General features: G+C 33.6%; 31 protein-coding genes and 1 tRNA gene. 3 read left to right on the forward strand and 29 right to left on the reverse strand.

The annotated features are described in order from the left end of the window. Positions 1 to 182: 182 nt before the first annotated feature. The 17 genes from Q4Q16_RS06930 to cbiM form a co-directional block, all read right to left on the reverse strand. Positions 183 to 467, reverse strand: coding sequence for a DUF3194 domain-containing protein (locus Q4Q16_RS06930; RefSeq protein ID WP_303346994.1), 285 nt, complete (start codon positions 465 to 467; stop codon positions 183 to 185). 32 nt (positions 468 to 499) lie between these two features. After that, complete coding sequence (locus Q4Q16_RS06935; protein ID WP_303346995.1) at positions 500 to 847, reverse strand: prefoldin subunit beta; 348 nt, start codon at positions 845 to 847, stop codon at positions 500 to 502. Positions 848 to 879: 32 nt separating this feature from the next. Beyond that, positions 880 to 1,146 (reverse strand): KEOPS complex subunit Pcc1, encoded by a 267-nt coding sequence (locus tag Q4Q16_RS06940; protein WP_303346996.1) that lies wholly within the window; start codon positions 1,144 to 1,146, stop codon positions 880 to 882. Next, positions 1,136 to 1,624 (reverse strand): ribonucleotide-diphosphate reductase subunit beta, encoded by a 489-nt coding sequence (locus Q4Q16_RS06945; RefSeq protein WP_303346997.1) that lies wholly within the window; start codon positions 1,622 to 1,624, stop codon positions 1,136 to 1,138. Before Q4Q16_RS06945 ends, Q4Q16_RS06940 begins: the two co-directional genes overlap by 11 nt. Before the next feature lie 41 nt (positions 1,625 to 1,665). Further along, complete coding sequence (locus Q4Q16_RS06950; RefSeq protein ID WP_303346998.1) at positions 1,666 to 1,797, reverse strand: DNA-directed RNA polymerase subunit P; 132 nt, start codon at positions 1,795 to 1,797, stop codon at positions 1,666 to 1,668. Positions 1,798 to 1,800: 3 nt separating this feature from the next. Beyond that, entirely contained in the window at positions 1,801 to 2,070 is a 270-nt protein-coding gene (gene rpl37A, locus Q4Q16_RS06955) for a 50S ribosomal protein L37Ae (RefSeq protein ID WP_303346999.1), read from the reverse strand. 260 nt (positions 2,071 to 2,330) lie between these two features. Beyond that, positions 2,331 to 3,815, reverse strand: a complete 1,485-nt coding sequence (guaB, locus tag Q4Q16_RS06960; protein WP_303347000.1) for an IMP dehydrogenase — start codon at positions 3,813 to 3,815, stop codon at positions 2,331 to 2,333. A 13-nt stretch (positions 3,816 to 3,828) separates the two neighbouring features. Further along, a complete protein-coding gene (locus Q4Q16_RS06965; RefSeq protein ID WP_303347001.1) occupies positions 3,829 to 4,542 on the reverse strand; it encodes a (5-formylfuran-3-yl)methyl phosphate synthase in 714 nt (237 codons plus the stop codon). A 113-nt stretch (positions 4,543 to 4,655) separates the two neighbouring features. Further along, positions 4,656 to 5,861, reverse strand: a complete 1,206-nt coding sequence (locus Q4Q16_RS06970; RefSeq protein WP_303347002.1) for an LUD domain-containing protein — start codon at positions 5,859 to 5,861, stop codon at positions 4,656 to 4,658. Next, the gene (locus Q4Q16_RS06975) at positions 5,848 to 6,519 is read right to left on the reverse strand and encodes a (Fe-S)-binding protein (protein ID WP_303347003.1); all 672 of its coding nucleotides are present in this window, start codon (positions 6,517 to 6,519) and stop codon (positions 5,848 to 5,850) included. The genes Q4Q16_RS06970 and Q4Q16_RS06975 overlap by 14 nt, the downstream gene beginning before the upstream one ends. 1 nt (position 6,520) lies before the next feature. Next, complete coding sequence (locus Q4Q16_RS06980; RefSeq protein ID WP_303347004.1) at positions 6,521 to 6,868, reverse strand: DUF2304 domain-containing protein; 348 nt, start codon at positions 6,866 to 6,868, stop codon at positions 6,521 to 6,523. Positions 6,869 to 6,873: 5 nt separating this feature from the next. Continuing rightward, the gene (locus Q4Q16_RS06985; protein ID WP_303347005.1) at positions 6,874 to 7,581 is read right to left on the reverse strand and encodes a glycosyltransferase family 2 protein; all 708 of its coding nucleotides are present in this window, start codon (positions 7,579 to 7,581) and stop codon (positions 6,874 to 6,876) included. Positions 7,582 to 7,592: 11 nt separating this feature from the next. Further along, positions 7,593 to 8,051, reverse strand: coding sequence for a riboflavin synthase (gene ribC / locus Q4Q16_RS06990; RefSeq protein WP_303347006.1), 459 nt, complete (start codon positions 8,049 to 8,051; stop codon positions 7,593 to 7,595). A gap of 99 nt (positions 8,052 to 8,150) precedes the next feature. After that, positions 8,151 to 8,984 (reverse strand): ATP-binding cassette domain-containing protein, encoded by an 834-nt coding sequence (locus Q4Q16_RS06995; RefSeq protein WP_303347007.1) that lies wholly within the window; start codon positions 8,982 to 8,984, stop codon positions 8,151 to 8,153. Further along, the gene (gene cbiQ / locus Q4Q16_RS07000) at positions 8,985 to 9,680 is read right to left on the reverse strand and encodes a cobalt ECF transporter T component CbiQ (RefSeq protein WP_303347008.1); all 696 of its coding nucleotides are present in this window, start codon (positions 9,678 to 9,680) and stop codon (positions 8,985 to 8,987) included. It abuts the gene before it with no gap. A gap of 26 nt (positions 9,681 to 9,706) precedes the next feature. Continuing rightward, entirely contained in the window at positions 9,707 to 9,991 is a 285-nt protein-coding gene (locus Q4Q16_RS07005) for an energy-coupling factor ABC transporter substrate-binding protein (protein ID WP_303347009.1), read from the reverse strand. A gap of 10 nt (positions 9,992 to 10,001) precedes the next feature. After that, positions 10,002 to 10,667: a cobalt ECF transporter S component CbiM gene (gene cbiM, locus Q4Q16_RS07010; protein WP_303347010.1), complete on the reverse strand. Its 666-nt coding sequence runs from the start codon at positions 10,665 to 10,667 to the stop codon at positions 10,002 to 10,004. Between the two features lie 311 nt (positions 10,668 to 10,978). Between cbiM and pyrF the strand changes: the two genes are divergently transcribed. Both pyrF and Q4Q16_RS07020 read left to right on the forward strand, forming a co-directional pair. Continuing rightward, on the forward strand, positions 10,979 to 11,626 hold the full coding sequence (gene pyrF, locus Q4Q16_RS07015) for an orotidine-5'-phosphate decarboxylase (protein ID WP_303347011.1): 648 nt from the start codon (positions 10,979 to 10,981) through the stop codon (positions 11,624 to 11,626). Positions 11,627 to 11,708: 82 nt separating this feature from the next. Next, complete coding sequence (locus Q4Q16_RS07020) at positions 11,709 to 11,957, forward strand: DUF5654 family protein (RefSeq protein ID WP_303347012.1); 249 nt, start codon at positions 11,709 to 11,711, stop codon at positions 11,955 to 11,957. A 36-nt stretch (positions 11,958 to 11,993) separates the two neighbouring features. On the opposite strand, the gene Q4Q16_RS07025 is transcribed toward Q4Q16_RS07020, so the two are convergent. From Q4Q16_RS07025 to Q4Q16_RS07065, 9 genes are all read right to left on the reverse strand, one after another. Next, positions 11,994 to 12,521, reverse strand: a complete 528-nt coding sequence (locus Q4Q16_RS07025; protein WP_303347013.1) for a hypothetical protein — start codon at positions 12,519 to 12,521, stop codon at positions 11,994 to 11,996. Between the two features lie 7 nt (positions 12,522 to 12,528). Beyond that, positions 12,529 to 13,446: a deoxyhypusine synthase gene (locus Q4Q16_RS07030; RefSeq protein ID WP_303347014.1), complete on the reverse strand. Its 918-nt coding sequence runs from the start codon at positions 13,444 to 13,446 to the stop codon at positions 12,529 to 12,531. 15 nt (positions 13,447 to 13,461) lie between these two features. Continuing rightward, positions 13,462 to 14,364: a CBS domain-containing protein gene (locus Q4Q16_RS07035; protein ID WP_303347015.1), complete on the reverse strand. Its 903-nt coding sequence runs from the start codon at positions 14,362 to 14,364 to the stop codon at positions 13,462 to 13,464. Between the two features lie 350 nt (positions 14,365 to 14,714). After that, positions 14,715 to 15,842 (reverse strand): TIGR04083 family peptide-modifying radical SAM enzyme, encoded by a 1,128-nt coding sequence (locus tag Q4Q16_RS07040; protein ID WP_368660217.1) that lies wholly within the window; start codon positions 15,840 to 15,842, stop codon positions 14,715 to 14,717. A 1-nt stretch (position 15,843) separates the two neighbouring features. Beyond that, positions 15,844 to 16,053, reverse strand: coding sequence for a TIGR04165 family Cys-rich peptide (locus Q4Q16_RS07045; protein WP_303347017.1), 210 nt, complete (start codon positions 16,051 to 16,053; stop codon positions 15,844 to 15,846). Between the two features lie 86 nt (positions 16,054 to 16,139). Then, positions 16,140 to 17,348: an aldo/keto reductase gene (locus Q4Q16_RS07050; protein ID WP_303347018.1), complete on the reverse strand. Its 1,209-nt coding sequence runs from the start codon at positions 17,346 to 17,348 to the stop codon at positions 16,140 to 16,142. Positions 17,349 to 17,390: 42 nt separating this feature from the next. Further along, on the reverse strand, positions 17,391 to 18,242 hold the full coding sequence (gene galU / locus Q4Q16_RS07055; protein WP_303347019.1) for a UTP--glucose-1-phosphate uridylyltransferase GalU: 852 nt from the start codon (positions 18,240 to 18,242) through the stop codon (positions 17,391 to 17,393). 92 nt (positions 18,243 to 18,334) lie between these two features. Next, positions 18,335 to 18,418: transfer RNA gene (locus tag Q4Q16_RS07060), tRNA-Leu, on the reverse strand. Positions 18,419 to 18,477: 59 nt separating this feature from the next. Continuing rightward, complete coding sequence (locus Q4Q16_RS07065; protein WP_303347020.1) at positions 18,478 to 18,891, reverse strand: DUF371 domain-containing protein; 414 nt, start codon at positions 18,889 to 18,891, stop codon at positions 18,478 to 18,480. A gap of 107 nt (positions 18,892 to 18,998) precedes the next feature. On the opposite strand from Q4Q16_RS07065, the gene Q4Q16_RS07070 reads away from it, so the two are divergent. Then, positions 18,999 to 19,421 carry a DUF123 domain-containing protein gene (locus tag Q4Q16_RS07070; RefSeq protein ID WP_303347041.1) on the forward strand — a complete coding sequence of 141 codons (423 nt, stop codon included), beginning with the start codon at positions 18,999 to 19,001 and terminating at the stop codon, positions 19,419 to 19,421. A 34-nt stretch (positions 19,422 to 19,455) separates the two neighbouring features. Here Q4Q16_RS07070 and Q4Q16_RS07075 read toward each other — a convergent pair whose 3' ends face one another. The 3 genes from Q4Q16_RS07075 to Q4Q16_RS07085 form a co-directional block, all read right to left on the reverse strand. After that, positions 19,456 to 22,047 carry a DUF5814 domain-containing protein gene (locus tag Q4Q16_RS07075; protein ID WP_303347021.1) on the reverse strand — a complete coding sequence of 864 codons (2,592 nt, stop codon included), beginning with the start codon at positions 22,045 to 22,047 and terminating at the stop codon, positions 19,456 to 19,458. Between the two features lie 74 nt (positions 22,048 to 22,121). After that, positions 22,122 to 22,940, reverse strand: coding sequence for a DUF368 domain-containing protein (locus tag Q4Q16_RS07080; protein WP_303347042.1), 819 nt, complete (start codon positions 22,938 to 22,940; stop codon positions 22,122 to 22,124). A 289-nt stretch (positions 22,941 to 23,229) separates the two neighbouring features. Further along, positions 23,230 to 24,003 carry an MIP/aquaporin family protein gene (locus tag Q4Q16_RS07085; protein ID WP_303347022.1) on the reverse strand — a complete coding sequence of 258 codons (774 nt, stop codon included), beginning with the start codon at positions 24,001 to 24,003 and terminating at the stop codon, positions 23,230 to 23,232.

Below are 24,003 nucleotides of genomic sequence, written 5' to 3' on the forward strand. Positions count from 1 at the left end.
TTTGAAGTATATAGAAGAGGGAAATTTGAAAGATAATACTAAGTGTTTTTATAGTTATAAGTTTACTTCAAACTTTAAATAATAATTAGTTTTTTTAGTATAAATACTTTTTTATTAAAAAGTATTACACTATATAATAAAAAAAGCATAATTAGTAATACACCAAAAATAAAAAAAAATAATTAAACCCTGTAATTCTCATCAATGTAAGAATCAAACCTTAAATAAGCTTCATCAATAGCCTGCATTATTTGATCTTGAGTAATTTCAGAAAGCTCATCAAATAAAACTCCAACATCAACATCAACATCTAACTGTTCATTTTCATAGTTAAGAACAATGTCCAATTCTAAATCTTCCAATTCCTTCATTGAAATTGATTTGGAAACTTCACTTTCAAGAATCTCACCAAAATCATCTGAAATTGTGGCTAAATCTTCTTCGGATAAAATTTTTAATTTTGACATGAAAATCTAAAAAAAGAAAAAAGTATAAAGGTCTATTGACCCATACCCTGCATAGCTGCTTGAATAGTTGCTTGCATTTCTTCAAGTTTTTTCATTACTCTTTCTTCTTGACGTGACATAGTCTGTTTTCTCAATTCAAGAGTTTCCAATTTATCTTCCATGTCAGCTAATGCATCAGCATATTCAACTTTGATAAGCAAAGTACCAGCTTGTTTGAATACTTCAGTTGTCTCATCTGTTTTTTTAAGTTCTTCTAATGCTTTTTCAGTTTCTTGAATTTGAATTTCAACATTTTGAACTTGCATGGTTACAGCCTGTGCTTGTTGTTGTAATTGTTGAAACTGATTTAATTGTTGTTGAATGTTTTCAGGAATATCCATATTATCACCTTAATAATTATATTTAATAAACATTAATTGGTTAAATTATTTATTTCTAATGCTAACTTAATCCATTTGATAGCCGAGTTTACAGAAGCCCTAAATGAAGTAGAATCTTCTGCATCAATATTGATTATAATATTAGACCCATCTAAATCAATTGTCATAGATGACCTAAAATTAGGAGCAGTATTAAATTCTAAAAGAATAGAATCATAAATTATTTTAGCCTGATTTTCATTTTCAAATTCAATAACTATATTGCTTTTAACACTTTCAAGAGGATTTTTATCCGTCATTTGAAACCTCTAAAAGTTTTTTAATATTAATTTTAAAATTGAGAGTGTCTCCAAACTTGTTAATAAAACTAATTCTAGCTACCGAATCATCACTATCAGATATTAAAATGCAGTTTTCCTCTGCTTTGTCTACTAAATCAAGGTCTAAAATTTCACTTAAGATATTAAGTTTTTTAACTTCACAAACCATTTTTAATTTTGATGGAGCAATATTTGTTTTTTCACGGGATTCTGATGCTCCAATAAGCATTGTCAATAATAATTCTCCCCTATTGGAGTAAAAGGAAATCCTACTGGGATTGCCTTTAATTTCATTTACAACAGCTAAATTATATTCTTCAACTTCCAATGCCTTAAGAAGAAGTTCTCGCATGTTCATTTTACCCCTATTAACAGAAGTAGAACCTGTTGCATGAGCTAAATTCTTACAAAACTTTCTAGTTTTGTTAGAAGGTTTTCTAGAAGTTGAAATTAACATTTAAATCAAAAATAGTGAAAAATTAAGTAAAAGCAGATTACTTATCTTGCTTTTATTATTCTAGTAGTTTCTGGAACGTCCTTAAATAAAATCCTATATCTGCATTTAGGACACTTATTTTCCATATAACTTTTATGATCTACTGGTTCTCCACATCTTGGACATGTATACAAGGCCTACTCCTCCACTTTAATGTCCCTAATACTGCGTGCTGCAGATTTTGCCATTGGAGTTTGTGGAATGTAAGCTCCACCAGTAAATACTGCACCGCATTTTCTGCATTTCCAAATTCCACTAGCTTGTCTTTTAACGTAAGGTCTAGCGCATTTAGGACAAACATGATTTTTTTTCATGTTTTCTTCAATAATCTTTACAGATCTTTTAGCTTTTCTTCCGTATCTTGCACCGAACCTTCCTGTAATACCAACTTTTTTAGTTCTTGCCATTTATATTCTCTCCGTAATAATAAAATTTAATAAAATGTAAATCTATTTAATTTACACCGATTATCTAAAATAACCATAAAATTATCTAATGTAATAATATTATATTAACTAATATTTAAATGTTTGCTTAAAATTAGTAATTTTAAGAAAAAACAAATTTTTAACCATGAAAAATAAAAATTTTGATGAAATAAAACTATTTCCTATAAACCTTTTATGTCATATGCTAATCTCATCAAAAAATATTATATAATATCCAACTAATCGAGAGTTGGATAATTAGGACTTTCATTAGTAATCAGCAAATCATGAGGGTGGGATTCTTTAATTCCACTACTTGTAATTCTAACAAAATTTGCTTTTTCCTGCATGGCTGCAATATCTTTTGCACCGCAATATCCCATGGAAGATTTCAATCCTCCAACTAACTGGAACAGAATTTCAGAAACAGTTCCTTTATACGGCACTGCACCTTCAATTCCTTCAGGGACATATTTAGTGTGGTTCATTTTACTTTTTTGACCTTGGAAGTATCTGTCTGCTCCTCCGTCATATTCACTGGTCATTGCACCCATTGAACCCATACCACGATATTTTTTATATTGTTTGCCGTTCATGACAACAATCTCACCAGGAGCTTCATAGGAAGCTGCAAGCAAATTACCGAGCATTACCGCATCTGCACCTGCACCAATAGCTTTAGCAACATCACCAGAGTATCTTATACCACCATCCGCAATTACAGGAGTTCCTGACTCTGCAGCTGCATCAGCAACATCGGAAATTGCAGTCAATTGAGGTACCCCAACACCTGCTACGATACGAGTAGTACACATTGAACCAGGACCAATACCTACTTTAAGGGCATCTACACCCATAGATATTAAATCTTCCGCAGCTTCGGCAGTAGCAATGTTACCTACGCATAATTCCGCATCAATATTATCCTTAATGGTTTCAGTGAATTTAACAACATTCATATTGTGAGCATGAGCGCAGTCAATAGAAATAATATCTGCTCCAGCCTGATCAAGTGCCATTGCCCTGTCCAAATCAAATGGTCCGCAAGCAGCAGCTACAAGGAAGTTGCCATCTTTGTCACGGGCAGCATTCGGATATTGTGACCTGTTTAAAATATCCTTAATAGTGAGAATTCCAACCAGTTTGCCGTCACGAACAACCGGAAGCCTTTCAATTTTGTTTTCATATGCAATGTTCAATGCTTCTTCAGCAGAAATTCCTTCCTCAACAGTTACAACATCAGAAGTCATAATATCCTTTACAGTTTTATGAGGTTCTGATTTTAAAACTGGTCTGATATCTCTTTTTGAGATAATACCAATGATTTCATCACCATCAACAACCGGAAGACCGCTGATTAGTTCATCCTGCATTTTTGCCTGAACATCAGCAATAGTGGACTCCTGTGTGATGGTTATAACATCACGAATTGTTAAGTCTTCAGCATCTTTAACTATTTTAACTTCAGCAACCTGTCTTTCCTGAGTGATGTTTCTGTGAATTACACCTATTCCACCTTCCTGTGCCATAGCTATTGCAAGATCTGCTTCGGTTACAGTATCCATAGCTGCACTTAAAACCGGAATATTTAATTTAATTCCTTTACCTAATTCAATTTTTGTATCAATGTCTTTCGGTTCAACATAACTTGCATTAGGAGTTAAAAGAAAATCATCGAAAGTATAAGACATCCTTGCTTCTTGAACTTTTTTAGAAAATGACATTATTAACACCTATTTAAAATGAATCACATAATTCCTTAAGTTCGGCAACAGCAGTATGATGTATTTTACCGGTGTTTCTGTCACCACCTACACAAGCAGCTCCCCTGATACCAACAACATCACAACCAATGTCGTTTAATGGTTTTAATTGGTCCTTTTTAATAGAACCTGCAAGTGCAGTTAATAAACCATATCCATGTGCCTCTTCAACAAATTCTTTTAATTGATCTAAATCTAAATAATCAAATAAAGTATGACCGTCTTTAACAGCAGTATCCAACATTGCAAGATCGCATCCTGCATCATGTGCAACTTTTGGAATTTCCATAGGATCAACTGCACCTACACGGTGAGCATCTGCATATCCTGCTGCTACAATAATTGTATCCTCACTAACATCTTTTACAGTTTTAACAACATTTTCCATGACTTCAACAGCTTCATCATGGTTTTCTGTTCCATATAATCCAACTTTAATATAATCTGCTCCAGAAACATGAGCCCCCATTGCTGCAAGAGATACTGTACCTGGCTTGTAAGGTACATCTCCCAAAGTTGCACTTACAAGCTTGTCTTCAGGAGTTAAATTTCTAATTTCCTTAATCACCCACGGGAAATTAGCGCCTAAAGAACCTTCCTTAGGATTTTTCACATCAACAATGTCTGCTCCGCCTTTAATAGATTCAAGAGCTTCTTCACGATTTATAGGACTAATTAATAGAAGCATATATTTCCTCCAATATTATATTATAATATAATAATGTTAGTATTTAATTACTTATAATATTATCGTTTTTTAAGAAAAATTCTATTATAAAAAAAGCAATTGGAAAAATGGAATCATTCATGATATGGAGAGCCGTTATTAGAGACATTATCTTTAATTAACCCGTGAGCTTTGGGATAAAATCCGACATCCGCCGACAATTTCCTCATATTTTCAATAATTTCATTAGTTGGAATAGAAACAGGGCAATTTAAAGTGCACAATCCACATAAAGTGCACATGTAAAGACCGGAATCAAAGCATGTCTCATCATCTTCAATGAATTTAGACATTGCCACTCCACGACCTCCAAGATAGTTGTTAAATCCAAATTCGTTTCCAACAGCATTATAAACAGGACAATGAACGACACAGTTTCCGCAGCCAATACAGTAAAGACATTCTTCAATCGCATGACTTCTTCCATTATCCAATAAGATAACCACTACCTTTTCAGCACCATACATATTTTTTAAGAGTTTTTTCTCAATATCGGCTGTTTTTGATGGTCCTGAAATAATATTGATATATGATGTTACATAGTTTCCGGTGGCAAAAATTGTTTCAAGCTTTACAATTGATATTGCATCCTCAAGAGTAGGCACTATTTTATCGATTCCAGCTACAATTATATGCAAATCCATCAGAGAAACTAATGAAATATTGCCCTCATTGTGAACCATTACAATGGATCCCTCTTCTGATGCAATTGCATTGGCTCCACTTATACCTACATTAGCATTTTTCAAACGATTTAACACATCTTCCCTTACTGTTTCCATGATTTCCCTTGGAACGGGACTGACATCAACATCCAAAGATTCATTTACAATATCTGCAATATTTGATACGTTCAGATGTGAGGCCGGCCCTGTTGGATGAACCGGTTTATTATCGGTTTTTTTAAGCTGTAAAATCCGGTCTCCCAAATCTGTTTCAACAACATCAATGCTGTGTGATAAATGTTTTTTAAGGTTGATTTCTCCTAATGTATTGGACTTGGCTTTTGCAACAGTATTGCAATCATATTCCAAAAGCAAGTCAGATATGATTTTTAAAGCGTCTTGAGTATCTGTGGCGAATTCAAAATCAATACCATTTCGTTTAAATGATTCGCAAACCTGATTGAATAACTCTTCGTTATGTTCAATTGAATATTTTTTAATCTCACGGCCTTTTGAAATCAGCCTTTTGGTGGATGGTGATTCTTTAAGAGAATTGAACCTGTTTTTAACTGTGTCAAATGATTTTCTCATTGTTTCAAGTTCATCTTCTTTCATTTACACCACCATATTTTACTAAAAATTCAGTCAAATCAAGTATTTCCAAATCATCAGCATCCAGATTAAGTTTGCAAAAAGGACATGTGGTTATTAATGTTTTGCAGCCAGTTTTTCTTGCCTGTTCTATTCTTGACTCTGACATCTGATTTGCAATTTCAGGATAAGCCGATTTTACGCCTCCTCCTGCTCCGCAGCATAAACTATATTCGCCAACATTACCCATTTCAACCAGATTTGCAACAGACTTGATTACATCTCTTGGTTCATCAAAAATACGGCAATGCCGTCCCAGATGACAGGAATCGTGATAAGTAACATGCAAGTCAGCTTTAGACAAATTTAACTTTCCTTCCTTAATTAATTGATTTAAAAGCTGGGAAATGTGAATTACATCCAATCCTTCATAATCTTCAGTTAGAGTTTTATAACATCCTGCACAGGAAGTGATTATGGTTTTTCCTTTTAAAATTTCAGTATTCTTTTTTATTTGTTCATGAGCTTCCTTTAAAAAACCTGTTCTAAATAAAACAGATCCGCAGCATTTTTCATCATCTAAAATATGATAATCTACATCGGCCAATCTTAACAATTTTTCTGTTGATGCTTGAATATCCGGCAATTTTTCACGGGCGGTGCAACCTCTAAAATACAGCATGCTATTCCTCTTTATCTTTAAGGGAGATTTCATTATCTAAAGCTACCTCTTTGACAATCTTATTAATATCATCTTCCAACTTGTCAATTTTTTGATATAATTTAAAAATAGTATAAATCAAAACTGCAAAAACAATAATGATTATAAAATCCAGACCACGGGTTATACCAAATAAATTAGCAAAAACATTACTGAAATTAGGAAATATTGCAAATAATGTAACAAAAATCCATAGCAACGTCCATAATATAACAGTAAGCAGCGAATTTTTCTCTTTTAAATATCTGAATAAAAACCATATAATGGCTATTACAGTCATTATTGGGAATATGATTGAGTATAAAAACATTTTAATCACCTGATTTGATGTTTAATCATTTGAATTAATATCTTAAGCGCAACAATTACATTTGTTCCCTTAGCCTGAGTTTCGGGAGTATAAATAGTTTTTATTACAACTTCTTCAAATGGAATTTCATTATCATTAACTTCGCGTATGAATTCAGAAGAGATAAGATATCCTCTAGCATTAATATTTATTTTTCTTAAAGCATCGATGGTTATGGCTCTAAAACCTGTTTGAGAATCACTTACATCCACTTTATAAAAAATTCTTGTAAGAATATTCATGATTGCATTTGCAATATTTCTACTTAATGGCATGTCTTTTAAAGGCCTAACTCCAATTACCGCCTGAGCTCTGCCTGTTATTAGTGGCTCCAATACATTCTCCAAATCATCAACATCATGCTGACCATCAGAATCCATATTGACTATATATTTTGGATTATACTTTAAAACCGCATCAAAACCTGTTTGCATGGCCACTCCAACACCACGATTAACAATATGTGAGTAAATAAAGATATTATCAGGATATTTCCTTTGAGATTCTCTGATAACATTCAAAGTATTATCTGAAGAACCGTCATTAACAATAACCATTTTATATCCCATCTCAGCAATTTTTTCAATTACAGGTGTAATTCTAGTTTCTTCATTGTATGCTGGAAGAATAACATATGTATCTTTTTTGTCTTCGTTTCTAACTTTAAATTCCATTTTACACCTTTTTATAATGGACCTGCATCCTCTTTTCCTTCACGCATTCCCATACCTGCTTCTTTTCTCATTGCTTTTCTGTGATACATCATTTTAATTAAATTTTGTGCATGTTCACGTGCCCTGTTTTCTGCAAGTTTAGCAAGCTCAACTGAATCTTCCTCTTCATCTTCATGTACAAACACTTCCAGAATATGGGTGTTTGTCATGAGCTGTGCGTTAATCAGACCAGTTGAAGCCTCATGAGCGCACATCTTATCTTTTTTCATTGGCCCAGGCATTCCAAGAGCCATCACTATATCGCAGTTTTCTTCTTCAATGAGAATCTTAGCTGTTACCGGCAAATCCTTGATGCCCGGAACTGTTTCACGAATTATTTTTAAATCATAAGCATTATTTTTAAGCTCATCAATAGCTGCTGCAGCCATGTCAAAACGAGCAAATGTTGTATCACAAATTCCAATTCTCATATAATTCACCTTAAAAAAAAATATGTTTTTATTAATATAAATGTTTAATTAATTATAAAAAGAGTGTTGAAAAATTAGTAATGGTAAATTTTAAAAAAATCAGTTCATATTTAACAAATCTAGAAACTTATCCTTAGCTTCATCAATTGTTAACGGATAGTCCCCGTTCATATCCAAACCTTCGTCTTCAAGTTTCTGGAATAGTTCGGTCATAACAGGCACTTTCAAGCAAGCCTGTTCAAGAATTTCTGTTCTTGCAAAAATCTCTTTAGGACTGCCTTCTGCAATTACCACACCATCAGCCAGTACATATACCCTTTGAGCATAATTTGGAACAAAATCAACATTATGTGTTGATATTACAATTGTAATTCCTTCATCATTAAGTTCTCTTAACAATTTGGACAATCCGATAACTCCTTTCGGATCAAGACCTGCTGTCGGTTCATCCAAAACCATTATTTCAGGTTTCATTGCAAGAATTCCTGCAATTGCAACTCTTTTCTTTTGCCCTCCACTTAAATGATGAGGGGCTGTTTTTTCATATCCTGACATTCCAACCCGAGCCAGTGCTTCTTCAACTCTGTCCTGAACTTCTTCCATAGGCAACCCCAGATTGAGAGGTCCGAATGCAACATCTTCTTCAACAGTTGGGGCGAAAATCTGGTCATCGGGATTTTGAAATACAATTCCGACTTTCTGTCTAACTTTAAGTAATGATTTTTTATCATATTTTACTTCTTCACCATCAATAAAAATCTGACCTTCGTCAGGTCTGTAAATTCCATTTAAATGAAGAAACAGTGTAGATTTGCCTGCACCATTTTCACCTAAAAGAGCAACCATCCTGCCTTTTTCGATTTTTAAGTTTACTCCCTTAAGCGCTTGACAAATACCGTCATAGGAATATTTAAGATTTTTTACTTCTAACATTTAATCCTCTCTTTTTCTTGGTTCATAAACCGGAAGGTCACCAGAATATCCTCTTGAGTCCAAAGCATACTGCAATGTTTCGCTTTTATCAAAAGACCTTAAAAATATAATACTTGAAAGAGCACCTAGCGACTTAAATGAAGACCATAAAGAATGATATCCCAGTCTTGAATTCTGTGCTTTCTGCATAGTATCAATTTCATTTAAAAAAATGAATATAACATTATACATTAAGAGTGCAATTTCTATTAAAACTTTGGGAACTTTCAGTGTTCTTAAACAATTTAAAATTTGGGCAATAGGTGTTGTAAGTGCTAAAAACCCCAAACATGGAAAACATCCCAATACGCGCATAAATGTATAGACTCCATAGTGTAAAGAGTCTGTTGTTACAACAATGCCAAAAAGGCCAGTTTCATATATAACATCTCCTTTTCCAAAGAAGAATATTAAGAATATACATGTTATAATAAGAAATGCCATTGGAATGGATAAAAATTTTAAATAAGATTTATAATTAATTTTAGCAATTCCCAAAATGACAGCAGACATTGTAATAAAAACAATAACATCAAAATATAAATTATCCAATGCCAATGTAGCAATTAACAAACCGATTGTTAAAAACAATTTGATATAAGGGTTTGTCTGCGATAACTCATTGTGATGTGCAATATAGTCCATGTCAAATTTCATAAAATCACTAAAATTAATAAATAAACTTATTCTTTACTTTGACCTCTCCAGTAACCGAATGCATAACCAATAATTATTGCACCTATAGCTGCTTGAAGAGCAAATAATAAACTTTCTATTTCACCACTAGGAGGTTCCCAGATGGATGAAAACCAAGGCTCGAAACCAGTTTCCTCAATAGCTTCACCGGCAGCACCGTCTGCTCCACCAAAATATCCGTCATCTTCACCAAGACCATTATACATAATCAGTGGTGCGATAAATAATACTATACAAATAACTGATAAAATAATTAATGTAGATCTATTCATATTAATCACCTTATGCTTCATTAGGAGCTAATGCTCCGAGTTTATCTAATAATTTTGGTTTATAAGCTTTTAATCTATCCCAGATAATTACAGTCAATATACCTTCACCAATAGCTAAAGGAATTTGAGTTACTGCGAAAATAACTAAGAATTTTACTAATGAGTCTGTGAATGTAGGGGTAGGAAAAGCAAGTGCTAATTGGAATGAAGTAGCTACATAGGTTAATAAATCTCCTAAAAATGCTGCAAAGAATATTGCAATGGTAGAAGATACATTAGCCTTAGTTAAACTTTTATATACAATCCAAGCTACAAACGGACCTACAATACCCATTGAGAAGATATTTGCACCAATAGTGGTTAAACCACCGTGAGCAAGTAAAATTGCCTGGAACAATAAAACGACAGTTGCCAATACTGCAGTTACAGCAGGGCCGAATAAAGCTGCACTTAATCCGTTACCACAAGGGTGAGAACAACTTCCAGTAACAGAAGGTAATTTCAAAGATGATAAAACAAACATGAATGCACCGCTTACAGCAATTAAAGCTTTAGATTCAGGTTGATCCTCAATAATTTTCTTAATTTGATAAACACCAAAAGCAACAACGATGAATGATATGACAAGCCATACAATACACCATGTTAATGGTAGATATCCTTCCATAATATGCATAAATAATTTCCTCCAATACTACATTTATCAAAAAGAATTTGATAAAAATACACAATGAAACCAAATTGAAATTAAAATCCATTAAATCTTCATCGACAATGCCCCATATGCAAATTATCATACAATCATTTGGCTTATCAAACAAAATTGACAAAACAGTCAATAAAAACTTAATTAAAATTAAAATAAATTAAAGTTTCCTTGATAATGATATTATATAGGTTATTATATATAAATATTATTAACAATATAGATTACGCAAATTTAAATAAATCTAATAATTTAATTAATAAAAAGATAGAGTAGATAACATGAATATAAAAAATAACTTAATTTTAGCACTTGACGTAATGAGTGAAAGTGAAGCTATTGAAATTTGTGATTCTGTTAAAGAATATATTGATACAATAAAAATCGGTTACCCCTTGGCATTGGCTGAAGGACTTGAAATCATCAACAAATTAAAAGATAAATTTGGCTTTAAAGTAATCTGCGACTTTAAAGTGGCAGATATTGATGCAACAAACTCCAAAATATGCGATGAAACATTCAAAGCAGGGGCAGATGCAATAATATGCCATGGTTTTGTAGGATCAGACAGCGTTCAAGCATGCTTAGATATGGCAAATAAACACAAAAAAGAATTATTTTTACTTACCGAAATGTCACATCCCGGAGCAAAAATGTTTCTGCAGAAAAATGCAGATGCAATAGCTCAGATGGGAGTTGATATGGGAATTACAAACTATGTTGCACCGGCAACAAGACTTGAGAGATTATCCGATATAAGAAATATCGTTGGAAGCAGATCATACATCATATCCCCCGGTGTTGGAAAACAGGGAGGAGACGGTAAAAAAACACTTAAATATTCAAATGCAATTATTGTTGGAAGAAGCATCTATGAAAGTGAAAATCCTGAAAGTGCATGTAAAAATTTAATCGAATCCTTAAAATAATACTAAAGTATTTTAATCAGAATGAATAAATTCAAGTTATGTTTAAAAATCTTTAAACAATAATTTGAATGGAGGAAATAATATGGTAAGTGAAGTTACAAAATTAATAGTGGAAACAATTTTAGGATTAATCACTACCGCATTTGCATTTGTTGCTGGTTTAGCATGGAACGATGCAATTCAAAAACTTATTGAAACTGTTATCGGAACCGGAGATGCGCTTCCCAGTTTATTCATTTATGCAATTACCGTAACTGTTCTTGCAGTTGTCGTTACCGTACTTATTGCAAGAGTTGCTGCTAAAATGGACGTAGAACTTGAAAATAAATAAATTAAAAAAAAAAGAATTTCATTCTTTTTTTGATTTTTAGCCTAACTTTTCAAAAGTAACACCTGCAATTTCATAAGCCATCTCAAAGAATATGAAACATAAAAATATCCACACATCAAAAATGCCGCATAAAGCCAAAAGCAAAATTACAACCTTCATTACAAACCTGTATTCAAAAAACAAATTTAAAAACCTGTTATCAGTAATTTTTGATATTAACTCATGACCCACTTCATCACAAAATGCCGAGAGAATGCAGACCAATAAAATTACAGTATTCAACTCAGGGATTCCTACAACAAGACATATTACCATAAATAAGGCCAATGTTATAATATGGTGAATCCCATCTACTTTTAGAGCTATTAAATTACCAATTAAAATAGCTATGAAAATGTATGCTGCCTGATTAGAGTAGACTGTAGCACATGCTGATGCTATTGCACATAAAACTCCAAATAAACTAGCAAATTTTAAATCCTGCTTATCATCGAATAAATCATCTGAAAGTTTCATGAAAAATCCGGATAGTAAAAATAAAATTGCCAAGATAATGTAACTCATTTAATCACTATTCAAGTTTATCCAATGCAGCTGCATAAATTAAAGGGAAAATAACTGTAACATCCCCAACCACACTGGCCAATTTAGATCCGCATCTTGCCTTTGCCCATGATTTTGCTTCTTCTAAGGGAGCTCCACCTAAACTACCTGCTTCAGGCCTATCCATTGTAATTTGGATAGCGGAATCAAGACCGCCTTTAATAACATTAGAAGCCAAAGTATAATGTTTTGTAAGGCCCCCTCCTAAAAGGATTGCACCTACTTTTGGAGATTCAAATACAATGTCTGAGAGATATGGCATATCACCGGCAGCGCTTATTGTAAAGTCATGGTCCTGTGAAAAAATCCAGAGCTGCAAGCCCATCATTGAATCAATTAACCCCGGTGCAAAAATCGGGACGTTATTCCTTGCAGCACTGGCTACAAAGGAGTTTTCATCTTCAACCAGAAGGCCTATTTCATACAACAATTCCTGAATTGAGATAACATTTCTTTTAGAGGATATTTTCTCAAATATTTTCAGTATTTCACTTTCAAAAATAGTGAAATCATCAGAACCAACATTAATATCTGCAATACGACCTATTCCTTCTTCATTGAGCTCTTCATCATCTTTTCCTTCATGACGATAGTGTGATCCTCCAAAAGCTTCAACAAGATCATGTGTTATATTGGCTCCGCTTGCAACTATTAAATCGACATGTCCCTCTTTAATCATTTTAGTTACAATATTTCTCATGCCTCCAGGTATTAAAGGACCTCCGAGACTCATAAATACGCTCATATCATTATCCTGAATCATATCAACTAAAATATTGGATGCACGGGCAACCTTGCCTGCTCCTAAAACACCTGATTCATCAAATTCATCTATTAAATCTGATATTTTCATACTACTTTCTACATCAATTTGGTTAACTTTCATTAAATCACTTAAAAATTAATTAGTAATTATTGGAAACTGGTCTAAACAGGAAATTGTATTAATTAAATCGGTTCTTGTAACAATACCTAATAAAACGTGGTTGTTATCTGCCACTATTAATCTGGAAATGGACTTTTTAAGCATGACTTCAATGGCATTGGCTATTTTTAAATCTTCATTGACTATTACAACATTTGTTGACATCAGCTCACTAACAGTTAAATTCTCCCTGTCCTCAGCAATTGCGCGGACAAGGTCGGATAATGTGAATACACCGACAACTTTTCCATCCTTCATTACAGGAGCACCGTCAATATCATTGTCAACTAACTTTTTGGCAGCTTCCTTAACAGAAGAATCCATTTTAAAAGATATTACATCACGACTTGCAATTTCACCGACAGTCTGTTTAGGAATGCATCTGATAGTTTTTGTATCAAGCAATAGAATATTATCCATATCATCACGGCCTACAATCGTTCCGAGAATCCCCAGGTTATTTACAGGTGTGGGGCCAATACTTATTGTATCACCTAATGCTATGTCCTTAATACTTCCTAAAACTTTTATGGCTGCTTCGCATTCACTAGGTTGCGGAACACTGGTAAATTCGATTTTAGCAACGGAAATGTCCTTAAGTTTTTTTCCATTTTTATAAATTGGCACTTTAAAATCTTTATCTGAAACAGTAATATTTAACGAATGGTAAGCTTCAATCGTTGGCTTATACCCTCCTCTAGGACCAGGAACTCCTTTAACTAAACCTAAACTTCTTAAAGATTGCATCTGGTTACGGATTGTTCCGGGATTTCTTCCCATAACCTCAGCAATGTCTTCACCCTTAATAGATTTAGCATTAGATGATTGGTATAAATTAATAAGAGTTTGTAAAATTTCCTTTTGAACAGATGTTAACATGTTTAATCCACATCCAATATTATTAATATATAATCTATTGTAACAAATGGTTTATAATATTAATGATTTATAATGACGGTTTTTATAAATCATTTAAAAACAATTAAAAAATGAAAAGGAAGTATTAATGATATCCTTTGCACTTCTCAAAGAGTATGTCGGAGGACATGCATATGTTTAATTCCACTATATCATCAATAAACCCTTTAAAAAAAAGAATTTCAATGAAATAAAATCCTAATTAAAGTAGATATTACTTTTACGTGATAGAAAATTGAGCATATGACTTGATAAAATGCAACTCAGAAGAATTAGATATTAATGAATTGCACTATAATGAAAAATAGAAGCTACGGTTTCATAGCCAAATCCATTATACTGAATGCATCACCTTCTTTTCTTGGTGCTTTGCCACCTAAACCGAATGCAGAACTGGCAAATTCCTTGTTCATTCTTTTTGAAACTTCACCAAAAATTATTTTGTATGCACTGCATTGAGGATCAACTGCCTGAGGTGTTTGGTATGCTACAATTGCATTGTAAGGACATCCTCCTTCACAATATTTAACGTACCTGCATTTTTTACAGTTCTCATCAACATAATCTCTGAATTCCTGAAGTTTTGCCCATGCATCTGAAGTTTTCAAATCATCGAAACTCGGACTGTCAACCACATTGCCTAAAACATAGTCTTCCATTCCAACAAACCGGTAGCAGGGATAAATTGAACCATCAAATCCAACAGCCAGTGTTGTTCCTATGCAGTCTGCAAATGTACAGAGAGTTCCTCTTCTTCTAAGTGCACTCTTACAGATATGGTCCAGATCCATTATTGAAAACTTATCTAAATCGTAAAGGTATTTATCCAGCCAGTCAACTAGGAGTTTTCCATGTTCTTCCTGGTCAAGTGCCCAAGGATCGGCATTATCCCCCCGCAGAGATGGAAGGGCTGCGTGAATCTTCAAATTCATTTTTTCATTTTTAAAGAAATCATATAATTCATCTGAGAAATCTTTGGAGTAATCAGTTACTGTCAAAACAAAGTTAATTATCAATCCTTTGCTTTTAGCAAGTTCATATTTAGACATGGTTTTATCAAAATAACCTTCCCCTCTTTGATAATCATTAATATCTTTAGGCCCGTCAATACTTGTGCTTACAACAACACCATATTCAACGAATAAGTCTATGAGCTCTTCTGTTAAAAGCCAAATATTGCTTTGAAGGGAAAATCCATCTAAATTAGGTAGCCCTGACAGTTTTTCCAAAGCTGTTTTGTAGAAATCATAACCTGCAAGAAGAGGTTCACCGCCATGAAATGTGAAATGAACTTTATCGTCTCTAAAATCCCCTAACCAGGTTATAATCTGGTCTATAACTTCAATATCCATCATTTCTTTTGTGTTTTCAGAACCCCAACAATATTTGCATCTTGATGGACAATTAAGTGTTGGTATAATCATTACATGAAATGTCATATTAACCATAAATCTTATTTAATTCATTTAACAATTTTTTCTTCTCATCTTCATCAATATTGTCGTTTACAAAGAAGATATAACCGCATTCCTCGCATTTCACAGTGTTCATTTCTGCATGAGCCCTATGATTGTCTAGCATTTTCCTGTGAGCTATTTTATCTTTTGAACCGCATTTCGGACATGGAGCTAAAAGTTCTTCAAGTTTCATTTTTTCACCTTACTATTTAATTTATTTAAAAGAATATATAATGATTATAGTTTATAAAAAGTTTAAAATTATTAAAACACATGACATTAGTTTAAAAGCCTTATTATGAATTTGTAAATCGGAAAGCCGATGTGTTTTGCAAATGATAATGTGTATTTAAAGCCAGGAAATTCAAATTCTTTTTTAACCTTTTCCAATTCCTCAACAATGTTTAATTTTTGAGGGCATTTCCTTAAGCATTTACCGCATCCGTTACATTTACCAGCATTACCTACACTGCCCATTATTCCCCCAACATACTGATAATAATCCATAAGAGACTGGCTTACAATGCCTTTTTTGTTGAATAAAAATTTCTCATTGTATATTTTCATGCATTCTGGAATATTCACTCCCTGAGGACATGGCATGCAGTAGCCGCAGGTGGAGCAGTTAATCTTTAGAGAATTTCTGATTACCCTTTTAACAAGCTCAACAGTTTGCAAATCCTCAAAAGTCATTGACATTGGAGAAGTTCTATCAGCAATAGCCAAATTTTCATCAATCTGTTCTAAGCTGTTCATACCGGACAATACGCAGGAAACATTGCGGTTATTTAAAACCCATTCCAATGCCCATTCCGCATTGCTTTTATTTGGATTGGCTTTTCTGAAAACATCTTCAGCTTCTTTAGGCATGTTTCCTGCAAGAATTCCGCCCTTTAACGGTTCCATAACAAGAATACCCAGACCTTTTGATGCGGCATATTCTATTCCCTCAACGCTTGCCTGAACATTTTCATCAAAGTAATTATACTGAACCATTACCATCTCCCAGTCATAGCAATCCACAATAGAGGAAAATTCTTCCTTAGGACCGTGATAGGAAAATCCGATGTGTCTGATTTTTCCGTCTGATTTTGCCTTTTCTATAAATTTAATCAAATCGCGCTTTAGCAAACGATTCATATTTTTTAAATCCACTGCATGGATTAGATAATAATCGACACAGCCAATATTAAGCCTTTTTAATTGCTCATCCAAGATTTTTTCCATGTCCTCATATTTTCTAACATTGATTGCAGGCAGTTTAGTGCAAATCTTTACCTTGGATTTCAACTCATCAGTTAGAATCTCACCTAAAAATGTTTCACTATCACCATACAAATATGCAGTGTCAATAAAATTGACCCCGTTTTCAATTGCATGGAAAATGAGTTTTTTGGCATTTTTTCTATCAATCTTGCCGTTTTTTTGAGGCAATCTCATAGCGCCAAATCCGAGAGCTGAAATCTCATCTCCCGTTTTATTAACCAATCTGTATTGCATAGATAATCTTTAAAAATAAGTTTGGAGCAATTAAACTCCACTGATAATTTCTTTCATATATCCGATTAAATCATTTTTGGATTCCGGATTATCCATAGCAAATTCAATTGAAGTTTTTAACCATTCCAAACGGTTCCCGATATCATAGGTTTTTCCTTCAAAGGTAACTCCGTAAATTGCATCTAATTTTTGAAGTGCATCGGTTAATTGTATTTCTCCACCGACACCAGGTTCTGTTTCATCAATTTTATCAAAAATATCAGATGTCAGTACGTAACGGCCCATAATAGCCAAATTGGAAGGTGCCTGATGCATCAGTGGTTTTTCGACAAGCTGGTCGATTTTATAAATGTTCTTTTCAACTTCCCTACCTTTGATAATACCGTACCTTTCCACCTTTTCTTGCGGAACCTCTTCAAGAGAGATTGCAGAAGCACCATACTTTTCATAAACATCGATTAATTGTTTGGTGCATGGAGTTGGACCTTTTGTAATGGAATCTCCAAGCATTACTGCAAATGCTTCATCACCTACATGCTTTTTAGCACAGTAAATTGCATCACCTAAACCTTTTTGTTCTTTTTGCCTTACATAACAAATATCCGCCAAATCTGTAATGGCACGAACCTGTTTTAATCTGTCGTCCTTGCCGGCGCTTTGTAAAGTTTGTTCAAGTTCAAAGGATTTGTCAAAATGGTCTTCAATAGACCTTTTATTTCTACCGGTAACAATCAAAATATCGTCAATACCTGAAGCTACAGCCTCTTCAATAACGTATTGGATTGTTGGTTTGTCAAAAACAGGAAGCATTTCTTTAGGTTGTGCTTTAGTAGCAGGCAAAAATCTAGTTCCAAAACCTGCTGCCGGAATTACAGCTTTCATAATATATCACCAAATAAGATTTAATTAATAATAATCTTTAATTTGATATATAAATAAGTTGGTAATTTAAAAAAAAGTATTATAACAGATAGTGCGGGGGACGGGACTTGAACCCGCGAAGGGACTGACCCACTAGGCCCTCAACCTAGCGCCTTTGACCGCTCGACCACCCCCGCATAAAACAAAAGTAGATATTAAAAATTATGTTTTTCGCTATATATAAACTTAACTATTTTTATTCTAATTTTATAATAACATCCATCACTTTTTCGTTTTTTAAATCTTCAATAAGATTCAAATCAAGGTCTCTTGCAGCTTTATTTGCCCTAATCATCAAGGTGCGTGAACAGGTATAATCACTAGTTCTTGATACGATGTCTGTTGGATGGGTCAATGTTAAATCCTCATGGCCTGATCCTTCAATTTCATCATGGCCGTTTTCCGTATCTAAAATGACGGTTATTTTTGTATTGGAATCGGCAATTTTGTCCTTAAATTCCTGAGGAAAGTCAAACATTGATTTGTCCATACCTGTTCCAATAATACAATCAGCAGTCGGACCAATCTCTGCATCCTTTGTTATTTCAAAAGTGGATTTATGAAGTGAGGTGATATTTTTGTGACCTTTTGTTTGAAGCTTAAAAATCATAATTAATAAATATGTTTTAAAAATTAATTAAAGTTTCCCAACAAAATCAATAAATGCTTAAGACATCAAATATAATATATCAGACAATACTTAACTTAATGATACAGATGAAGGGATGTTACTGTTTAATAATTAATGTTAATTGTAAAAAAACAATTAAAATCGGCAAACGCTTAAAAATCCCATTTAAGAAAGGTTACTATGTTTATGTAGGCTCGGCCATGAATTCTCTTGATGCAAGGCTTAAAAGACATTTAAGTGATGAAAAAAAGCTTCACTGGCACATAGACTATTTACTGAAAGAGGCAGAAGTTACAGATGCAATCTATAACGAATCCGGCAGAAAAATAGAATGTGCACTATCACAGTCAATAGCCATGAGGAGTTATGGAATTAAAGGCTTCGGCTGTTCTGACTGCAAATGCGAAAGTCACTTATACTATTTTAAAAATAGAAAGGAAGCTATTGAAAGCGTTTTAGATGCATACGATTCAATAGCTGCGAAATGCAGTTTTTATAAAATCAAATAAAAAACATTTAAGAAATCCGAAATGTGAGGATTTATCATCCATTTTCTATCTTTTTAATCAGACTACTGGTTTTTTTAACAATGCTGTTTTTATTGAATGCCTTTGATATTCTTCTGATTGCATCCAAATTCTTTATGAAATTATCCAACCATGAGAAAATGTCTCCAGGATAAACTTGAATCTGATATTTTCTAAATAGCTTGGTTGAAATGTCCTGCGGATCTTTTCCCTTAAGCCTTTCATGAATGATGACCTCAGAAATTCCCCTTTGCATGCATGAACAAAACGGCCTGTCCTGACATCTGCATTGCATAAAATCACTCTGAAGGGCTATCAATGCATCCTGGAATTTTTTATCCACTTTTTCTATAGCTTCACCACTGGAAATAATATCCAAAGTTGATTCTGCAAATAATCTTGTTGAAAATTTAATTTTAAGAGCATTTGCAATTTGATTGTGAATAACACTTGACAGATATGCATTTTCAAACATTTCCAAATCCATTGCCATTGCCAAAATCAATACCTTTAGCTTGTCATACTTTTCCTTTTTCTTATACATTGGAGAGTGGCCGACATATCTTTTCAGATATTCCCTGTCGTTTAAAGTATTTTTAATGAATTCCGCTTCATCAACAGATAAAAATGATACTGAAGTTGCCCTTCCATATTTGGTGGCTTCCAGTCTGTTGTCGGCAGCATACCTGATTAACCCCAAATCCTCCATCTCATCAGTGGCTATTTTAAGTGAAATAGGAACATCAATATCCCTGTAGAAATCATTTAATTGCTTTTTTGATTTAATCGAATTGGAAGAGATATCTGCAAGGATTTGCTCATAGGCAGATTCCTCATCATATTCAATAAACACGTCCTCACTATTGCTTTCCAGCAAATCCAGAGCTTTTGATTCTTCTGATTCGCCTGCAAATTCATTACCGACTTCAGGCAATAGATAGACAATTCCCCTGTCATGATATGACGGTCTTCCCGCACGACCAAGCATCTGTGAGAATTCATTCGGGTTAATCCATTTATTTCCCATTACAAGGGAGTCGAATATTACCTGAGAAGCCGGAAAGTCAACACCTGCTGCAAGAGCTGCTGTTGTTACAACACAGGAAATTTTGCCCTTATCAAAGTCTTTTTCAATTTTTTCCTTTTTGTAATAAGACAATCCTGCATGGTATGCATGAGCATTAATCCTTTTGTTGTTTAAAAAATTAGCTATCTGATGAGTTTTGCGCCTCGAATTTGTAAATATGATAGTTTGTCCTCTGAATCCTTTTTTAGATTTAGTATTGAACTCCTTTAAAACGAGATTTTTCATCAAATGCCTTTTTTGGGATTCGTTTCTAGTATATACAAGGTGTCTTTGTAATGGAACAGGTCTTTGTGAATACTGAACCAGCTTCATATTGAATTCAGACGCTAGAAATTCAGGATTTTTAACGGTAGCTGACAATCCTATAATCTGAGTTTTAGGATATAAATTCTTCAGACGCTTAATCAGACCGTTTAACCTGGTTCCCCTATCCTCATCATCAATCATGTGAATTTCATCAATTAAAACAACACCCAAATCAGATAATGCTTTGGAATTGCCGCTTCTAATCAGATAATCAATTCCCTCATATGTGGCAACAACAATATCTGCTGAAGAAACATCAAAGTCCGGAAAGTTGAGTTCACCTTTTGCCTTTACTCTGTTTCTTCCAACTTTAATAGTGACATTTAAACCTAATTTCGAGTATTTCTTTTTAAAATCTCTGTATTTCTGGTTGGCAAGTGCAACTAAAGGAGTTAAAAAAACGAATTTTTCACCTTTTAGGGCTTTTGTAATACCTGCAAGCTCACCAACCAGAGTTTTTCCTGAACCAGTTGCACTTACGACCAGCAGGTCTTCACCCTTCAGAAGACCATCTTTAATGGCCAAATACTGAACAGGCAATAATTTTGTGTTTCCTGACTCAAGGAGAATATTTTTAAAGTTGGCCGGAATCTTAAGCCTTTTCATGTCAACGGGAGGTATGATATGTTTGGATTTTTTAGTTTTGTCAAATAAGGTTAATTTCGTGTTTTTTAAAGGATCAAAATGAGGATCAAGAACAGCCAGTGTTTTTTCTAAGCTTCCTGTTTTTTCCAGGATTGATTTTAAATTTCTGAAAATCTTTTTGTCAAATCCCTGAAGTTTTATTTCATGTTTTATTGTATCATATGCACAGTCCCTGCAGATTAACTGGTTATTGTGTTTATAAGAGTAAGATGAATCCACAATGGTGATATTTCCCTCATATGCGCAAAACTCACAAACTTGAGTTTTTCTAACTTTGATATTAAGTGATTTCAAGAAATTTTCCACATTTTCATCAGGAGTTGCAAGAAAAACGGCCTGTGAGCGCAAAAGCCTGATTACTTCACCTGGAGGCATTAGTTTTTCATTTAATGTAGAGTTATCATTGAAATTATAATCTGCAACAAACCTTGAAATCGACAGCGAATCGCCTTCATGTGCAAATTTCATATTTCCAACAAATTCAGGTTTTCTTTTACGGTTAAGGGCGCCTTTCGGTGAGCCTATCGGATATAATCTCCACTGTTTTTTAATCTTTTTTAAAACTAGCATTGTTTTTATATTATATCTTTAATTGTTAATAAATTTTTAAAAATAAATGGCAAAATAAGAAAAATTACTAGATTTTACTCAATATAATCAAATCTAGTTTCTAAAAATACAATAACGACAAAACCGATAACTGCAACAATTAAACATGGAAGCAAACCTGCCAAACTCAGTTCTACCGAATTTATAATCTCAACACCTGGAACTCTTAAAGACCCAATCATTACACCAATAAGAAATGCCATGGTTACCTCTTCATGGTTTTTAAGTAAAAAATTTAAGATTTTTGAAAATCCAAGTATCCCAATTAAAGCACCAACAATAAAAACTACGAGTTCACCAATGTGAAATTCATGAAGCGCATTTAACATATATTCATACTGTCCAAGAAGCAGCAATAGGAATGAACCTGAAATACCAGGTAAAATCATTGCGCAAATAGCTATCACTCCGGAGATAAACAAAACCGGCAATGAGTGATTGGCTGCTATTGGATTTAAACTTACAAATATAAATGTTAAGATTCCTCCAATTAATGCAAATAAAATATTTTTTAAGCTGACACGGTTGAGCTTTTTAAATAAGACTACAGAAGATGCTATGATTAATCCAAGGAAAAATGCATAGGTAAATGCGGTGTGCACCTCCATACAATAGGTAACCAGTTTTGCAAGAGTTAAAAATGCAACGCCTATACCTAAAATAAGCGGGATGAAAAATTTAAAGTCAATTTCTTCAAATATTCCCTCTATAAAAGCATGAAAATCCCCTTTTAATAATGGTTTTATAAATCCAAAACGGATTTTACTAATTGATTCAACCAAACGACCATAAATTCCCGTAATTAAGGCTATTGTTCCACCAGAAACTCCCGGAATAATATCGGCCGAACCCATCAATATTCCGCGAATAAATAATAAAAATGATTCCATAAAATTAAAATTCAAATTATCACCTGAAAAGTAATTATTATACTATTGTTTAATTTAACTTAAATAATTAATTACAAAGATATTTTCCCGTTAATAATAAAAAACATTTTCTGTTCAATGATGTCTTAAATCTTTTTAAAACATCACTTTCCCTGATAAAATAAGATTTTTCATTCATCAATTAATCTTTCAACAAATAATTTTTCTTGAAACAAGTTATGAAAAAAAGAAAAAATAGAATAATTCAAAAGAATTATTCGTCTTTAAATGGCTGTGGAAGATCACAAACTCCGCTGCCCTTTGCAAGGTATGCATATGCAACTGCTGCACAAATTGCACCAAGAATAGGTCCAATCAAGTAAATAGGATAGAATGCCCAAAGGTTTTGACCTCCCAGAATCATATCCATTAAATATGGTCCAAATGTACGTGCAGGGTTAATTGAAGCGCCGGTAAATGCTCCTAAAACAACAATTACAGCAGTAACTGTCATACCAATTGACATTCCTGCAAAACCAGGTTCCGCTTTTTTATCAACTGCAACACCCATCACAACCATCATTAAAAAGAATGTCCCTATGAATTCTGCAAACATTGCCTGCATATATCCGACACCAAGTCCCGGAGCGGTAGCTCCTAATCCTCCGATCATAACTGCCTGAGATCCCAAGCATCCGAACAATGCGAGACTTCCAAGAGATGCACCGATTACCTGTGCAACGATATAGTAAATACTGTCAACTAAAGCTATGTTTTTAGTTACAAGAAGTCCGATAGTTACAGCAGGATTAAAGTGTGCGCCTGATATCTTACCAAATACATATATTCCAACCATCACAGTCAGACCAAATGCAAAGGAAATTGCAATCCAGTCACCAAGACCTCCCAAAACACCAATTCCAACATTATCCGGATAGATGGAATTGGACACTAAAAGAGTTATGACCGCCGCACCGGTACCGAAAAATACAAGGAAGAACGTTCCAAGTAATTCTGCGAAGAATTTTTTTCTAATATTGCAAGGCAT

This window comes from Methanobrevibacter sp., from assembly GCF_030539875.1.
Lineage (GTDB): Archaea > Methanobacteriota > Methanobacteria > Methanobacteriales > Methanobacteriaceae > Methanocatella.

Coding starts and splice junctions, on each gene's coding strand:
- pyrF (WP_303347011.1), top strand. CDS start 10,979: ATGAATATAAAAAATAACTTAATTTTAGCACTTGACGTAATGAGTGAA.
- Q4Q16_RS06985 (WP_303347005.1), bottom strand. CDS start 7,581: ATGGAATTTAAAGTTAGAAACGAAGACAAAAAAGATACATATGTTATT.
- ribC (WP_303347006.1), bottom strand. CDS start 8,051: ATGAGAATTGGAATTTGTGATACAACATTTGCTCGTTTTGACATGGCT.
- cbiQ (WP_303347008.1), bottom strand. CDS start 9,680: ATGAAATTTGACATGGACTATATTGCACATCACAATGAGTTATCGCAG.
- Q4Q16_RS06975 (WP_303347003.1), bottom strand. CDS start 6,519: ATGCTGTATTTTAGAGGTTGCACCGCCCGTGAAAAATTGCCGGATATT.
- Q4Q16_RS07080 (WP_303347042.1), bottom strand. CDS start 22,940: ATGGGTTCGGCCGATATTATTCCGGGAGTTTCTGGTGGAACAATAGCC.
- Q4Q16_RS06930 (WP_303346994.1), bottom strand. CDS start 467: ATGTCAAAATTAAAAATTTTATCCGAAGAAGATTTAGCCACAATTTCA.
- Q4Q16_RS07075 (WP_303347021.1), bottom strand. CDS start 22,047: ATGCTAGTTTTAAAAAAGATTAAAAAACAGTGGAGATTATATCCGATA.
- Q4Q16_RS06970 (WP_303347002.1), bottom strand. CDS start 5,861: ATGAAAGAAGATGAACTTGAAACAATGAGAAAATCATTTGACACAGTT.
- cbiM (WP_303347010.1), bottom strand. CDS start 10,667: ATGCATATTATGGAAGGATATCTACCATTAACATGGTGTATTGTATGG.
- Q4Q16_RS07070 (WP_303347041.1), top strand. CDS start 18,999: ATGAAGGGATGTTACTGTTTAATAATTAATGTTAATTGTAAAAAAACA.
- galU (WP_303347019.1), bottom strand. CDS start 18,242: ATGAAAGCTGTAATTCCGGCAGCAGGTTTTGGAACTAGATTTTTGCCT.
- Q4Q16_RS06965 (WP_303347001.1), bottom strand. CDS start 4,542: ATGCTTCTATTAATTAGTCCTATAAATCGTGAAGAAGCTCTTGAATCT.
- guaB (WP_303347000.1), bottom strand. CDS start 3,815: ATGTCATTTTCTAAAAAAGTTCAAGAAGCAAGGATGTCTTATACTTTC.
- Q4Q16_RS07045 (WP_303347017.1), bottom strand. CDS start 16,053: ATGAAACTTGAAGAACTTTTAGCTCCATGTCCGAAATGCGGTTCAAAA.
- Q4Q16_RS07085 (WP_303347022.1), bottom strand. CDS start 24,003: ATGCCTTGCAATATTAGAAAAAAATTCTTCGCAGAATTACTTGGAACG.
- Q4Q16_RS07030 (WP_303347014.1), bottom strand. CDS start 13,446: ATGAAAGTTAACCAAATTGATGTAGAAAGTAGTATGAAAATATCAGAT.
- Q4Q16_RS07020 (WP_303347012.1), top strand. CDS start 11,709: ATGGTAAGTGAAGTTACAAAATTAATAGTGGAAACAATTTTAGGATTA.
- Q4Q16_RS07065 (WP_303347020.1), bottom strand. CDS start 18,891: ATGATTTTTAAGCTTCAAACAAAAGGTCACAAAAATATCACCTCACTT.
- Q4Q16_RS07035 (WP_303347015.1), bottom strand. CDS start 14,364: ATGTTAACATCTGTTCAAAAGGAAATTTTACAAACTCTTATTAATTTA.
- Q4Q16_RS06940 (WP_303346996.1), bottom strand. CDS start 1,146: ATGACGGATAAAAATCCTCTTGAAAGTGTTAAAAGCAATATAGTTATT.
- rpl37A (WP_303346999.1), bottom strand. CDS start 2,070: ATGGCAAGAACTAAAAAAGTTGGTATTACAGGAAGGTTCGGTGCAAGA.
- Q4Q16_RS06945 (WP_303346997.1), bottom strand. CDS start 1,624: ATGTTAATTTCAACTTCTAGAAAACCTTCTAACAAAACTAGAAAGTTT.
- Q4Q16_RS07005 (WP_303347009.1), bottom strand. CDS start 9,991: ATGAATAGATCTACATTAATTATTTTATCAGTTATTTGTATAGTATTA.
- Q4Q16_RS07040 (WP_368660217.1), bottom strand. CDS start 15,842: ATGACATTTCATGTAATGATTATACCAACACTTAATTGTCCATCAAGA.
- Q4Q16_RS06980 (WP_303347004.1), bottom strand. CDS start 6,868: ATGTTTTTATACTCAATCATATTCCCAATAATGACTGTAATAGCCATT.
- Q4Q16_RS07025 (WP_303347013.1), bottom strand. CDS start 12,521: ATGAGTTACATTATCTTGGCAATTTTATTTTTACTATCCGGATTTTTC.
- Q4Q16_RS06995 (WP_303347007.1), bottom strand. CDS start 8,984: ATGTTAGAAGTAAAAAATCTTAAATATTCCTATGACGGTATTTGTCAA.
- Q4Q16_RS06935 (WP_303346995.1), bottom strand. CDS start 847: ATGGATATTCCTGAAAACATTCAACAACAATTAAATCAGTTTCAACAA.